At 69.2% G+C, this 12,556-nt stretch carries 13 protein-coding genes and 1 pseudogene; 7 read left to right on the top strand and 7 right to left on the bottom strand.

Translation table 11 applies throughout. The features are described 5' to 3' along the window. The 4 genes and pseudogenes from P6F26_RS15640 to P6F26_RS15625 all read left to right on the top strand — a co-directional run. Positions 1 to 514: pseudogene (locus P6F26_RS15640) on the top strand (DNA polymerase III subunit gamma/tau); the annotation flags it as partial. Positions 515 to 623: 109 nt separating this feature from the next. Then, positions 624 to 968, top strand: coding sequence for a YbaB/EbfC family nucleoid-associated protein (locus P6F26_RS15635; RefSeq protein WP_278029629.1), 345 nt, complete (start codon positions 624 to 626; stop codon positions 966 to 968). A 9-nt stretch (positions 969 to 977) separates the two neighbouring features. After that, complete coding sequence (gene recR / locus P6F26_RS15630; protein WP_278029628.1) at positions 978 to 1,595, top strand: recombination mediator RecR; 618 nt, start codon at positions 978 to 980, stop codon at positions 1,593 to 1,595. A 3-nt stretch (positions 1,596 to 1,598) separates the two neighbouring features. After that, positions 1,599 to 2,660, top strand: a complete 1,062-nt coding sequence (locus P6F26_RS15625; protein ID WP_278029627.1) for a class I SAM-dependent methyltransferase — start codon at positions 1,599 to 1,601, stop codon at positions 2,658 to 2,660. A gap of 131 nt (positions 2,661 to 2,791) precedes the next feature. Here P6F26_RS15625 and P6F26_RS15620 read toward each other — a convergent pair whose 3' ends face one another. Next, on the bottom strand, positions 2,792 to 3,436 hold the full coding sequence (locus P6F26_RS15620) for a ribonuclease T2 family protein (RefSeq protein ID WP_278029626.1): 645 nt from the start codon (positions 3,434 to 3,436) through the stop codon (positions 2,792 to 2,794). A 132-nt stretch (positions 3,437 to 3,568) separates the two neighbouring features. Here P6F26_RS15620 and P6F26_RS15615 point away from each other — a divergent pair, with 132 nt between their 5' ends. Next, positions 3,569 to 4,339, top strand: coding sequence for a DUF1013 domain-containing protein (locus P6F26_RS15615; RefSeq protein WP_278029625.1), 771 nt, complete (start codon positions 3,569 to 3,571; stop codon positions 4,337 to 4,339). Positions 4,340 to 4,546: 207 nt separating this feature from the next. On the opposite strand, the gene P6F26_RS15610 is transcribed toward P6F26_RS15615, so the two are convergent. From P6F26_RS15610 to clpS, 3 genes are read right to left on the bottom strand one after another with little or no spacing between them, the layout of a single operon-like run. Beyond that, complete coding sequence (locus P6F26_RS15610; protein WP_278029624.1) at positions 4,547 to 5,356, bottom strand: SDR family NAD(P)-dependent oxidoreductase; 810 nt, start codon at positions 5,354 to 5,356, stop codon at positions 4,547 to 4,549. Then, positions 5,353 to 6,387, bottom strand: coding sequence for a class I SAM-dependent methyltransferase (locus tag P6F26_RS15605; protein WP_278029623.1), 1,035 nt, complete (start codon positions 6,385 to 6,387; stop codon positions 5,353 to 5,355). The genes P6F26_RS15610 and P6F26_RS15605 overlap by 4 nt, the downstream gene beginning before the upstream one ends. Before the next feature lie 22 nt (positions 6,388 to 6,409). Beyond that, a complete protein-coding gene (gene clpS / locus P6F26_RS15600; RefSeq protein WP_278029632.1) occupies positions 6,410 to 6,742 on the bottom strand; it encodes an ATP-dependent Clp protease adapter ClpS in 333 nt (110 codons plus the stop codon). 109 nt (positions 6,743 to 6,851) lie between these two features. On the opposite strand from clpS, the gene P6F26_RS15595 reads away from it, so the two are divergent. Together P6F26_RS15595 and P6F26_RS15590 are read left to right on the top strand one after the other, a co-directional pair. After that, positions 6,852 to 7,556 carry an HAD family hydrolase gene (locus P6F26_RS15595; protein ID WP_278029622.1) on the top strand — a complete coding sequence of 235 codons (705 nt, stop codon included), beginning with the start codon at positions 6,852 to 6,854 and terminating at the stop codon, positions 7,554 to 7,556. A gap of 10 nt (positions 7,557 to 7,566) precedes the next feature. Continuing rightward, positions 7,567 to 8,178 (top strand): CDP-alcohol phosphatidyltransferase family protein, encoded by a 612-nt coding sequence (locus tag P6F26_RS15590; RefSeq protein WP_278029621.1) that lies wholly within the window; start codon positions 7,567 to 7,569, stop codon positions 8,176 to 8,178. Here the strand turns inward: P6F26_RS15590 and P6F26_RS15585 are convergent. The 3 genes from P6F26_RS15585 to P6F26_RS15575 all read right to left on the bottom strand — a co-directional run bounded on the left by P6F26_RS15585 (position 8,175) and on the right by P6F26_RS15575 (position 12,434). Then, entirely contained in the window at positions 8,175 to 8,843 is a 669-nt protein-coding gene (locus tag P6F26_RS15585) for a DUF4386 domain-containing protein (protein WP_278029620.1), read from the bottom strand. The two genes, P6F26_RS15590 and P6F26_RS15585, sit on opposite strands and share 4 nt — an antisense overlap. A 123-nt stretch (positions 8,844 to 8,966) precedes the next feature. Continuing rightward, complete coding sequence (locus P6F26_RS15580) at positions 8,967 to 10,199, bottom strand: DEAD/DEAH box helicase (RefSeq protein WP_278029619.1); 1,233 nt, start codon at positions 10,197 to 10,199, stop codon at positions 8,967 to 8,969. A gap of 312 nt (positions 10,200 to 10,511) precedes the next feature. Next, entirely contained in the window at positions 10,512 to 12,434 is a 1,923-nt protein-coding gene (locus tag P6F26_RS15575; protein WP_278029618.1) for a PhoX family protein, read from the bottom strand. Positions 12,435 to 12,556: the final 122 nt, after the last annotated feature.

Genomic DNA, 12,556 nt, shown 5'->3' with positions numbered 1-12,556 from the left:
CGGCGGCGGCGGACCGCAGGCCGCGCTCGCCCGCGCGCCCGGCCCCGATCTCGCGCGCTATCCGACCTGGGACAGCGTCGTGGCGCTGGTGGAAGGCGCGCGCGACATCAAGCTCCTGATCGAGGTGAAGTCCTGCCTGCGGCTTGTGTCCTACGCCCCCGGCCGGATCGAGGTCGAGCCGACCGGGAACGCCCCGCGCGACCTGCTGCCCCGGCTGGGCCGCATGCTGCAGACCGCAACGGGCGCCCGCTGGGCGATCACGGTCGGCTCCGGCGGCGCGCCCACCGAGGCCGAGCGCGAGGAGGAGGCGCGCCGCGCGCTGGAGCGGAGCGTCGCGCGTCACCCCCTGCTGCAGGCGGTGACGGCCGCCTTCCCCGAGGCGCGGATCACCGGCATCCGCACCCGCGACGAGCTGGCCCGCGAGGCCGAAGCCGAGGCGCTGCCCTGCCTGCCCGACCCCGATGACGCGGCCGACGACACGCCCGACGACTGGGATCCCTTCGAGGACGACTGACGCCCATGAGCGGCGCGGCGCCGCATCGCGCCCCGCGCGCGCCGCAACGCCTTGTTACATGCGCGCACGGCGCGTATCTGAAACGAAACCGAAAAGGGGGAAGACCGACATGCTGAAAGGATTGGGCGGGCTGGGCGACATGTCCAAGCTCATGAAACAGGCGCAGGAGATGCAGGCGAAGGTCGCCGAGCTTCAGGAAGGCCTAGGCAGCATCACTGTCACCGGCATGTCCGGCGCGGGCCTGGTGAAGGCCACGGCGACGGCCCAGGGCGAGCTGACCGGCCTCGACATCGACCCGTCGATCTTCAACCAGGACGACAAGGAAGTCGTCGAGGACCTGATCCTCGCCGCGATCAAGGATGCGCAGTCGAAGGCGCAGGAAAGAAGCCAGGAGGAACTGGCGAAGATCACCGAGGAACTGGGCCTGCCCGCGGGCATGAAGCTGCCGTTCTGAGGTAACTCCTTGGCCCCTCCCCCGTCCCATGACGGCGCGCCCCGCGACATCGAGGCGCTGATCGAGATCTTGTCCCGCCTGCCGGGCCTTGGGCCCCGATCGGCCCGGCGCGCGGTGCTGCACCTGCTCAAGAAGCGCGGCACGCTGATGTCGCCGCTCGCCGAGACGATGGCGAAGGTCGCGGAAACCGCGCGCACCTGCTTCAACTGCGGCAACGTCGGCACCGCCGACCTCTGCCCGATCTGCGCCGACGAGGAACGCAGGAACGGGCAGATCTGCGTGGTCGAGGATGTGGCCGACCTCTGGGCGATGGAACGCGGCCATGCCTTCGCGGGACGCTACCACGTGCTGGGCGGCACCCTCTCGGCGCTTGACGACGTCGGACCCGAGGACCTGCACATTCCCCGCCTGGTCGACCGCATCGCCGGCGAGGGCGTGCGCGAGGTCATCCTCGCGCTCAACGCGACTGTCGACGGCCAGACCACGGCCCACTACATCGCCGACGCGCTGGAAGGCACCGGCGTCTCCATCACCTCGCTGGCGCAGGGCGTGCCCATCGGCGGCGAACTCGACTATCTCGACGACGGCACGATCTCGGCCGCCCTCAAGGCCAGAAAGGCGCTCTGAACCATGCCGATCGCTCCCGGATACACGGCGCTCCTCTGCCCCGGATGCACCGAGAACCAGCTCTGGCTGACCGAAGACGGGCTGGAATGCCGGCGCTGCGGCCACGTCGTGGCCTCCGAGAACGGCGTCCACGCGCTCAACCCGGCCTATGGCGAGGTCCCGCCCGCCCCGGGCGCGCCCGAGGGCATCGCCCGCGCCTTCTTTCCAACCGAAGCGGCGCGCATCGGGCACTACCGAGATCTCGACATCATCCTCGGGCAGGTGCTCGGGCGGAAGAACCTCGGCGAGGTCCTCGAGATCGGGGCGGCTGGCGGAGCCTGGACCTGGGGCCTCGCGCATGACGAGCGGGTCCGGCGGCTCTACGCGACCGAGACCTCCACGACGGCTCTGGCGCACCTGGCCGAGATCACCGAAGGCGGCGCGGCGCTCGTGCTCGACAGCGGCACCGGGGGCCTCGGCATCGAGATGGGCGCGCTCGATCTCGTGCTCGGACGCGGCGCGCTGGCCCGCGAAAGCGACCCGCAGGACCTTCTGGCCAACGTGCGCCGCTGGCTGAAGCCGGGCGGGGTGGCGATATTCCTCGAACCCTGCCTGCAGGGCAAGATCTGGAACGCCTTCGTCATGGACCTCATCCGGCGCTTCGAGGCGCAGGGGGGCGGCGTCGCGAATGGCGACGAGAACGGCGGCGGAGGCGGCTTTCTCGGGCGCAAGGCCGCGCGAAAGGGCCTGAGCCAGCTGGCGCAGATGCGCCTGGAGGGCGCGACGCGCCAGGTCCTGCGAGGCGCGCGGGGCGAGGGAACCGGCGAGGACCGCGTCTTCGACATCTCGGCGCTGACGCACCTGGGATACGAGATCGGCTATGCCGAGTGCTACCCGATCGACCAGCCGCAGGAGGACGTGACGCCGCTGCGGCGCCTGCGAAACGCGCTCGACGGGCTTCTCGGCACCGAAAAGGGCACCCTCGACCGCTACGCGCCCGTCTTCGAGGCGCTCGAGGAGACCTTCGGCGCCCTCCCCGAGACGGCGCCCGTGGCCCCCTACATCTACTTCGTGTTCCGCTCGTGACGCTCCCCGGAGCGACCGGGGCCGGCGCGTCGGGTCCGACCGCGCTCCCGAAGTGCGTATTTCGGGAAAGATGAAAGCGCTTCGTCTTCATCTTTCTTCAAATACGCAATCCTGCCAGCCGCCGCCGGGTGTCACCGCATCGGGCTGAAGAGCGCCTCCTCCATGGTGCAGTCGCGCACCACGTCCGCGCCGCAGGTCCTCGGCTCGAGATTGCGGGTGAGGCACAGGCGGACCTCCTGCAGCCGGCCCTGACGGCATGTCACCGTCAGCATGTCGGCCCCGAGTTCAGGGTTCGCCTCGAGGAAGGCCTCCTCGACCACGCGGGCGGGAAGCCGCACCTCGCGGTCGAGACGGCGCAGGACCTCGGGGCGCCGGACGCGCTCGTAGGCGCGGCGCGACAGGTCGAAGTAGTCCGCCGAAGACAGCCCCGAGCAGACACCATGCTTGCGCCACTGGTGCCAGGCAAGGCCCGACGTGCCCATGATATCGGCCATCGCGGCCGTTGCGGCGCGCGACGGCGGCTGCCGCGCGGTCGGGCACCAGCTTGGCCATCCATCCTCGAACTGGGGCCAGAGGCCGTGCAGCGTGAACCCGAAGCCCCGGCCCGCATCGCATTGCGGGCTGTCGCGCGCGTCGCCTTCCAGAGCGCACCATGTCGGCGTCCAGCTGAGCGCCAGGACGTAGTAGTCGAACGTGCCCGCGGGTTCTCCCTCGGCGCCGGAGGCTCCGGGCCACAGCGAAAGCGCAAGCGCCAACGCCATCCATGCCTGACGCATTTCCCCTTCCCTCCCGATGCGACCGTGCCTATATACGGTGCGATTTCCCCGAAATCGAGGACCGGCGGGACAGACCCGCAGCCGCTCCGACGGCCCGTCACTCGTATACCCGCGTCCAAGGAGGCGACAGACATGAACAAACCGATCATGGCCAAGGCCACCGCCGTCTGGCTCGTCGACAACACCACGCTGAGCTTCAAGCAGATCGGCGATTTCTGCGGCCTTCACGAACTGGAGGTGCAGGGCATCGCGGACGGCGACGTGGCCGCGGGCGTCAAGGGTTTCGATCCGATCGTCAACAACCAGCTCACCCAGGAAGAGATCGACGCCGCCGAGGCCGATCCACTGCACAAGCTGAAGCTCAAGCACAATCCCGCCGCCGTCGGCGAGGAGAAGCGGCGCGGACCGCGCTACACGCCCCTGTCCAAGCGGCAGGACCGGCCGGCCTCCATCCTGTGGCTGGTGAAGTTCCACCCCGAGCTGACCGACAGCCAGATCTCGAAGCTGGTCGGCACGACCAAGCCCACGATCCAGTCGATCCGCGAGCGCACGCACTGGAACATCTCCAACATCCAGCCGATCGACCCTGTCGCGCTCGGCCTGTGCAAGCAGGGCGAACTGGACGCTGCCGTCCAGAAAGCCAACGCCAAGCGGGCCCGCGACGGCGAGGTCATGTCCGACGACGAGCGCCGCAAGCTCGTCTCGACCGAGCAGAGCCTCGGGATGGATACCGAGCCGAGGGTGCCCTCGTCGATTTCCGGGCTCGAGACGTTCTCGCTCAGCGACAGCGAGGACAATGACGTTGAGGACGACAAGCCGCAGCGCACCGTCGATGCGGACAGCCTCTTCAACCTGCCCGACAGCGACGACGACGAGGATGACGACGACGACCGCCGCCGCTGAGGCGTCGGGTCCCTGAGGCTTCCCCGGCATGCTCCGGGGGGCCTCGCCGCGCCTCTCCCGCGTCGCGAGCCTTCGGGCGCCGAACCATCCACAAGGGCGCCCCTGCCCGGTTGATCGTGGCATCGTCATCGGCACCGCGCGGACGAATGTCGGTCCGCCAATTCCCCACCAAGCGCAAGGACCGGCCGAGCGCGTCGCCGGATGGCGCTAGTGCGCGGCGATGCTGACGTTGTCCAGAAGCGTCCGGCCGCCATCCACTGTCAGCACCTCACCTGTCACGAACCCCGCGCCGTCAGAGGCGAGGAACTGGACAGCCGCCGTCACCTCGCGGGCGCTGGCGATCCGGCCGAGCGGAGTGCATTGCCGGATCTCCTGCCGGAGGCCCTCGGTCTCGTTCAGGCTTTCCTTCAGGCTCGTCGACATGACCGACCCGAAGGCCACGCCGTTGACCCGGATGCGGTGCGGTGCGAGCGCCACGGCGAGGCTGCGGGTCGCCTGGTCGAGGGCGGCGCACGAAATGGAGTAGCCCATGAGGTCGGGATGCGTCCGCCGCGCGGCGATGGACGAGATGTTGACGATGGAGCCTACGGGCCCTTCCTCGGCGCCCTCGGCCTCGGCCTGGGCGATCATGCGGTTGGCGACGGCCTGGCTGAGGCGGAGGGCGGCGAACATGTTCTGCTCGAGAAGCGCCGCGACCGAGCCGTCGGACGGGTCCAGCGGGTCGGTCGGCAGGATCTGCCTGCTGGCGTTCACCAGCACGTCGATCCGGTCGAAGGCGTCGAGCGTCGCGGAAAGAAGGTTCGCCACCGTCAGCCGCTCGCGCAGGTCGCCGGCGAAGTAGCGCACCTGCCCCTTGTCGTCCTCGATCTCGCCGCACTCGTCGGCAAGGCGCGCCTCGTCGCGGTCGGCGAACATCACGTTCGCGCCGCGATCGACGAAATGGCGCGCGATGGCCAGGCCGACGCCGTTCGCGGCGCCGGTGATGATCGCGGTCTTGCCCTGGATCGAAAGTGTCATCGTTTCCGTCCCCCGGATGTCCGTCCGGACGCGCGCCGTGGCTTGGACGCCTCGTAGAGCTTGTAGCCCTCGAGCTCGCCGATCTGCCGGCCGGTGGCGAACGCCTCCTTGAGGGCCGCCTCATAGGGCAGATGGCGGTTGGCGACCATGATGAATTTGCCGGAGGGCGACAGCATCCGCGTCGCCGCCGCGATGAAGGCGCGGCCGAGGTCGGGATCGGCGCGGCGGCCCGTGTGGAACGGCGGGTTGCACAGGATCGCGTCGTAGGGTTCGGACGGCTCGAAGCGCGTGGCGTCGGCCCAGTGGAACGCGGCGCGGGGATCGTCGACGTTGGCGCGGGCGGCCTCCAGCATGGCGTGGTCCGCCTCGATGAGGTCGAGGTACTCGATCCCCTCCTGCTCGGCCAGAACCTCGCCCGCGACGTAGCCCCAGCCGGCGCCGAGGTCGGCGACGCGGCCCTTGAGCGCGGGGGCGAGCGCCACGAGGATTTCCGAGCCCCGGTCGGGCGCATCGGCGGAAAAGCCGCCGGGGGCCGTGACGTAGCCCGCCGCGATCGTCTCGGGCAGCGCGATCCACTCCGCCAGTTCGCCGGGCAACTCCTCGGGCCGGTGCAGCCAGAACAGCTTGCCGTGGGCCTTGGAATAGACCTCGTCGACCGGCAGCAGCGCCCGCACCGCCTTCAGGATCGCCTCGATGCCCTCCTCCTTCGCGCCGTCGACCATCAGGAGCCCGCCGGGCTTCAGCAGCGACAGCGCCTCTGCCACGGCCGCGAGGGTGCGGACGCGGGACTTGACGATCTGGACGAGTGCTGCGTCGAAGCCGGGCGCGGCATCTTCAAGCTCCGGCACGACATCGAAGCCGCGCGACTGAAGCCTGTCGTGGTCGGGCCGGAAGCCCTGTACGGCGGTGATGTCGGCACCGGCGAAGGCGGCGAGGTCTGCCTCCCCCCTCGGCATGAGCGCCAGAAGCCGGCCCCCGGCGGGGGCGAGCGCGCCGTTCTCCAGCGCGAGGGTCCATCTGTCAGGGGTCATGGTGCGGGCGGAGAACCGAAACTCAGTCCTCCTTCTCCATCGTGCATTGCAGGGGATGCTGGTTGCGCCGCGCGAAATCCATCACCTGCGCGACCTTGGTCTCGGCGATCTCGTAGGAGAAGACGCCGACGACCGCCACACCCTTCTTGTGCACCGTCAGCATGATCTCGACGGCCTGCGAGTGGCTGACCCCGAAGAACCGCTCGAGAACGTGCACGACGAATTCCATCGGCGTGTAGTCGTCGTTGAGGAGCAGCACCTTGTACATCGGCGGGCGCTGCGTCTTTGGCTTCGTCTTGGTGATGACATTGGTGTCGCCCTCGTTCCCGGGAGGGTCGGTGGGCTTGTCCGCCATCATCGTCCATTCGTCCGTGCGCATCGGCGGTCCGTTCGTCTGCGTGGTCTGTCGCTTGGCGGCAATATATATGCCACTGAGCGATTCAGAAAAGAGGGCGGCGCCCCGGATGACAACCCAGGTCACGACCATCGGTTTCGACGCCGACGACACGCTGTGGCAGAACGAGACCTTCTACCGCATGACACAGGACCGGTTCGCCAGCCTGCTGTCGTCCTACACGGACGCGGGTCACCTCGCGACGCGCCTCCTCGAGGCCGAGCGGCGCAATCTCGGGCATTACGGTTTCGGCATCAAGGGCTTCATGCTCTCGATGATCGAGACGGCCATCGAGGTGACGGAAGGGCGCGTGCCGGCCAGCGTCATCTCCGAGATCCTCCTGGCGGGCCAGGAGATGCTGGCCCACCCCATCGAGCTTCTGCCGCAGGCCGAGGAGACCGTGCGCAGGCTTGCCGAAAGCCATACGCTGGTGCTGATCACCAAGGGGGACCTGCTGGACCAGGAGCGGAAGCTGGCCCAATCGGGCCTCGGCGAGGTGTTCGACGCGGTCGAGATCGTCTCGGACAAGACGCCGGGCGTCTATGCGCGGGCCTTCGCGGCGCACGGCGACGGACCTGCCCGCGCGATGATGGTCGGCAATTCGATGCGCTCGGACGTGATCCCCGCGATCGAGGCGGGGGCATGGGGCGTCTTCGTGCCGCACGGCCTGACGTGGGAGATCGAACATGCCGCCGCGCCCGAGGGGCAGCCTCGGTTTCGTGAACTGCCCGATCTCGGGGGCGTGCTAGATCTGCTGCGCGAAATCGAGGACTGATCCCGAACCGATGATCGACGCCGCCATCCTCCCGCTGCAGCGACGGCTGATGCAGCCGCCGGCCGAGCTTCTGGCACAGATTGGCGTCCGCGCCGACCATGTGACGCTCGCAGGGCTCGGCGTCGGCCTTCTCGCGGCCGGGGCGGCCGCGCTGGGGCTTTACTGGCTCGCCCTTGCGGGTCTGGTGCTGAACCGGCTGGCGGACGGGCTGGACGGCGCGGTGGCCCGGCTGACCCAGCCCACGGACCGGGGCGCGTTCCTCGACATCGCGCTCGACTTCGTGTTCTACGCGGCGTTTCCGCTGGGCTTCGTTCTCGCCGACCCCGCGGCGAATGCGCTGCCCGGCGCGGTCCTGATCGCGAGTTTCGTGCTGACGGGAACCTCGTTCCTCGCCTTCGCCATCATCGCCGAGCGGCGCGGGATCGCGGCCACGGCCTATCCCTCCAAGGGGATCCACTATCTCGGCGGATTGACCGAAGGCGCCGAGACGATCGCCGTCTTCGCCGCCTTCTGCCTGTTCCCGCAGGCGTTTCCCGTCATCGCGCTGGTCTTCGCAGCGGCCTGCGCCGTGACCGGCGCCACCCGCTATGCCGCGGGTTGGGCGATGTTTCCCGGCCGCTAGGCGCTCGGGACCGGTGCCAGCAGCCGCCGCGCGCCCGCCCCCGCGAACAGAAGCCACAGACAGAACGCGCTTTCCGCAAGAACCGGCAGCGCGTAGGCCGGCGCGAAGGCGGCCGCGAGCGCAGGATCCGCAAGGCGCAGCGCGCTTCCCGTGAGGTAGACGAGGCCCGACATCGCGATGCCGGCCGCGATCACCCGCGCGGCCCCGCCAAGCCGGCACAGCAGCATCCCCGTCAGCACCGAGTTCACGCCGAAGAAGGCGAGGCCAAGGTCGTAGCCCACCCCGTGCATCTCGATCAGGGCGCGGGCTGCCGGCGCGAAATCGGGCCGGAGGGCGGCCAGAAGGAACATCAGGCTCGCCGCGATCACCGCGCCCTGCATCAGGCGAAAGACCATCGCGGCCAGCGCAAGGCCCGCGCCGAGCGGCCGCAGGATCAGGAACAGAAGGACGGCGAGGGCCGCGTCGCACATCGCCATGACGGCATCGGCCACGATGGACAGGCGCAAGGGGCCGGGGGCGGCGGCGATCGAGGCGGCCACCGCCTCCGCGTCGCCGGCCGCAAGGATGGGACCGCGCAACAGCACCTCCGACGAGATGCCGAAGACGATGATCACGAGATAGAAAAGCCCCGCGAGGCGGAACATGGGAAGGGTGGGCGCTTGCATGTCGGGCCTCCTTGGGAGCGCGTGTGACCTGCTCCCGGCCTATTCCATGCAAAAGCGGCGGGGAATTCCCCGTTATTGCATCAAATCCATGCCAATGCGCATGGATGTGATGTCATCATCGCGTCAGGCGGCCTTCGAGCGGCGCTGCGAACGGCGGCGGCGCGGGGGGTGTGCGGGCTTGGCCGCGCCACCGCGTCCACCGGCCTTGCGGGGCGCGTCATGACGCTCCCACGGGGTGCCGTGACCCACGGGGATCGACAGGCCCGTGACCTTCTGGATGTCGCGCAGCTCGCCCATTTCCTCGGGCGTGCAGAAGGCGATGGCCGCCCCGTCCGCGCCCGCGCGCGCCGTGCGCCCGATCCGGTGGACGTAGATCTCGGGGACGTTCGGCAGATCGTAGTTGTAGACGTGCTTCACGTCGGGGATGTCGATGCCCCGCGCCGCGACGTCCGTCGCCACGAGAACCCGCACCTTGCCTTCGCGGAAGGCGCTGATCGCGCGGTCGCGCTGGCCCTGGCTCTTGTTGCCGTGGATCGAGGCGACGGCGAACCCCTCGGCCTCCAGCTTCTTGGCCAGCTTCTCCGAGCCGTGCTTGGTGCGTCCGAAGACGATGGCCCGCTCCTGGCGGTGGCCGTCGAGCAGGCCGATGAGGCGTCCGGTCTTCTCGTCCTTGGTCACGAAGTGCACCGACTGCACGATCTTGTCGACCGCGCGTCCGGGCGGCGTCACCTCGATGCGCAGGGGATCGCGCAGGAAGCTTGCGGCGAGCTGTTCCATCGTCTTGGGCATGGTGGCCGAGAACAGCATCGTGCGCCGGTCCTTCGGCAGCACCGTGGCGATCTTGCGCAGCGCGTGGATGAAGCCGAGGTCGAGCATCTGGTCGGCCTCGTCCAGCACCAGCTGGCGGACCTGCGCGAGGTCGATCGCGCGCCGCTCCATCAGATCCATCAGGCGGCCGGGCGTGGCGACCACGAGGTCCGCTCCACGCGCGAGGCGTCCCGCCTGCGCGTTCAGCGATGCGCCGCCGACCACCAGAACCACCGACAGCTTGCCCGTGCCCTTGAGAGGGTCGAGGGCCGTGGCGATCTGTTTCGCCAGCTCCCGCGTCGGTGCGAGGATCAGGCCGCGCGGGGCCTTGTGGGCCGGTCGCCCCTGCCGGTCGGCCAGCGCCAGCATCAGCGGCACGCCGAAAGCCACCGTCTTGCCGGTGCCGGTCTGTGCGAGGCCGAGAACGTCACGTCCGCCCAGCGCCGCGGGGATCGCGCGCTCCTGGATCGGGGTCGGGGTCTTCAGACCCGCGGAAGCAAGGCGGTCGACCATGTCGGCAGGAACGCCAAGGCTTTGAAAATCAGTCATCTTGTCCTTTCGGCCACCATTTTCGGCGGCCATGCAAAGGCCCCGCCGGAAATCGGCGGGACAGGCGGGGGCCGGGCCGGGGCGCACCAAAGGAGGGCGCGCGCCTGCGGCGGCCGTTCTCCCCTCGCGTGATGTCGGGAAATCTGTCGTCCTTGCGCATGATGCCGGCACGACGCCGGGGCCTGCTCACGCGGCAGGGCGCATAGGACGTGAATGGCAGGTAGCGACGCGGCCCCCCCGCGTCAAGGACCAAGTGAACGAAAAGGGGGGCGGCGCCGGAACGCCGCCCCCGTACTCGCTACGAACAACCGCTCAGCCGACGAGGGCGTTGTCGTCCCGCTTCACCGCGACGATTGCCGAGCGCGGCAGCGCGCCCTCGCCGTCGGGGAACGGCGCGTCGGGATGCTGGATGCCGACGAACATGGTGCGGCGGTCCGACGACCAGGTGAGGCCCGTCACCTCCGAGCCCTTGGGCCCTGTCAGGAAGCGGCGGATCTCGCCCGTCGCGGGGTCGCCCGCGAGCATCTGGTTGTTGCCCATGCCGGCAAACTCGCCCTCGTTCGAGTCGTCGCCGTCGGTCTGGATCCAGATCAGGCCCGAAGTATCGATCTGCATCCCGTCGGGCGAATTGAACAGGTTGCCCGCGTTGATGTTCGCGGTCCCCGCATAGGGGCCGTCCGCATGGACCTCGGGGTTGCCCGCCATGACGTAGAGATCCCACGAGAAGCCGTCCGCGGCATGGTCGCCACCCTCGGGCCGCCAGCGCACGATCTGGCCGAACTCGTTGGCCTCGCGCGGGTTGACCGCGTTTACCGTCATCGGGTCGCCACCTGCGTTGCTGCGCACGCTGCCGTCATCCGTCGTCACGCCGCGGCGCGAGTTGTTGGTCAGGCAGCAATAGGCCTCGGTGGCGGTCGGGTTGACGGCGATCCACTCGGGGCGGTCCATCGTCGTGGCACCCACGGCCGATCCGGCGGTCCGCGTGAAGACGGCGATCGACGCCGCGTCCATGCCGGTCGCCTCGGGGGTCAGCGCGACCCAGCGGCCGGTCATGTCGTCCTCGAAGACGGCGACCGACAGCGTGCCCTCGCTGAGCAGCGTGGAGGTGTCGCCACCCGGAACGTAGACGTCGCGGCTGACCCAGCGATACATGAACTCGCCCCGCTCGTCGTCGCCCATGTAGACGACCACGCGGCCGTCGGGCGCCAGCGCATAGGCCGCGTTCTCGTGCTTGAAGCGGCCGAGCGCGGTGTGCTTGACCGGGGTGGCCTCCGGGTTCGCCGGATCGATCTCGACGATCCAGCCGGCGCGGTGCGGCTCGTTGGGGTTCATCGTCACGTCGAAGCGCGCGTCCCACTTGTGATAGTCGTAGCCCCAGCCGTCGGCGCCGATGCCATAGCGCCGGTAGCCGGCCGCGACGACCTCGTCCGACGGCATGTCGCCGGTCGCGCCGAAGTAGCCGTTGAAGTTCTCTTCGCAGGTCAGGTAGGTGCCCCACGGCGTCCGGCCCGAACCGCAGTTGTTGAACGTCCCCATCGAGGCCATGCCCGTCGGGTCCGCGTCCGTCTTGAGAAGGTCGTGACCGGCGGCGGGGCCGTCGAAGGTCATGTCCGTCAGATGCGTGATGCGGCGGTTGAAGGGGCTGTCGACCACGACGGACCAGCCGGCCTCGCCTTCGGCGATCTCCATGACCGAGACGCCCTGGAAATTCTGCAGGATGCGCACGTCATCGAGCGAGCCGGGCGTGCCGCCATCGGTGTGCGGCAGGTTGATGTCGCGGTTGGTGTATTCGCTGTTGACGACGAGGACCTCGTGGCCGTCGACGTTGAACAGCTCCATGCCGTCGGTGTTCTCGCCGAAGACGCGGTCCGACATCTCGACGGAGACGGCGTTCTGCGGATCGAAGGCGCCCTCGGCGTCGGAAAAGAGCGGGTCGCCCCAGCGCACGAGGACGTTCCAGCTGTAGCCCTCGGGGACGTGGACTGTGCCGTCGGTCTGCGGGGCGAGCTGCTCGAAGGCGAAGCGCGACATCTGCTGCGCGACGGCGGTGGTGCCCTTCAGGAACGACGTGCCCATGACGGCCGCGCCCGATCCGAAGGCGAGAACGCCACCGAGGAAGCCGCGGCGCGAGATCGCGCGTTCGACCACGCGGTCGAATTCCTGCACTTCGGGACGGGGGAAATTCAGTTCGTCCCAGTCGTCGGCGGACATCTTCGTGGTGTCGACATCTTTCATGTCGGAGCTCCCTGGCTTGATATTGCTGGCGTGGACCGATGCCGCGCGAGTCGGCGCATCGGTCCCACACTGCGGGAGCTAAGGCGCTTGCGTGACGTCCTTGTGACAGTCGGGCAAGGGGC

Source organism: Roseicyclus salinarum, from assembly GCF_029624655.1.
Taxonomy (GTDB): domain Bacteria; phylum Pseudomonadota; class Alphaproteobacteria; order Rhodobacterales; family Rhodobacteraceae; genus Roseibacterium; species Roseibacterium salinarum.
This window is presented reverse-complemented; position numbering and strand designations above follow the sequence as displayed.

What these genes read in the sequence shown, in the direction of transcription:
- P6F26_RS15635 (WP_278029629.1), top strand. Translation starts at nt 624, where the DNA reads ATGCTGAAAGGATTGGGCGGGCTGGGCGACATGTCCAAGCTCATGAAA.
- P6F26_RS15625 (WP_278029627.1), top strand. Translation starts at nt 1,599, where the DNA reads ATGCCGATCGCTCCCGGATACACGGCGCTCCTCTGCCCCGGATGCACC.
- P6F26_RS15620 (WP_278029626.1), bottom strand. Translation starts at nt 3,436, where the DNA reads ATGCGTCAGGCATGGATGGCGTTGGCGCTTGCGCTTTCGCTGTGGCCC.
- P6F26_RS15615 (WP_278029625.1), top strand. Translation starts at nt 3,569, where the DNA reads ATGAACAAACCGATCATGGCCAAGGCCACCGCCGTCTGGCTCGTCGAC.
- P6F26_RS15610 (WP_278029624.1), bottom strand. Translation starts at nt 5,356, where the DNA reads ATGACACTTTCGATCCAGGGCAAGACCGCGATCATCACCGGCGCCGCG.
- P6F26_RS15605 (WP_278029623.1), bottom strand. Translation starts at nt 6,387, where the DNA reads ATGACCCCTGACAGATGGACCCTCGCGCTGGAGAACGGCGCGCTCGCC.
- clpS (WP_278029632.1), bottom strand. Translation starts at nt 6,742, where the DNA reads ATGGCGGACAAGCCCACCGACCCTCCCGGGAACGAGGGCGACACCAAT.
- P6F26_RS15595 (WP_278029622.1), top strand. Translation starts at nt 6,852, where the DNA reads ATGACAACCCAGGTCACGACCATCGGTTTCGACGCCGACGACACGCTG.
- P6F26_RS15590 (WP_278029621.1), top strand. Translation starts at nt 7,567, where the DNA reads ATGATCGACGCCGCCATCCTCCCGCTGCAGCGACGGCTGATGCAGCCG.
- P6F26_RS15585 (WP_278029620.1), bottom strand. Translation starts at nt 8,843, where the DNA reads ATGCAAGCGCCCACCCTTCCCATGTTCCGCCTCGCGGGGCTTTTCTAT.
- P6F26_RS15580 (WP_278029619.1), bottom strand. Translation starts at nt 10,199, where the DNA reads ATGACTGATTTTCAAAGCCTTGGCGTTCCTGCCGACATGGTCGACCGC.
- P6F26_RS15575 (WP_278029618.1), bottom strand. Translation starts at nt 12,434, where the DNA reads ATGAAAGATGTCGACACCACGAAGATGTCCGCCGACGACTGGGACGAA.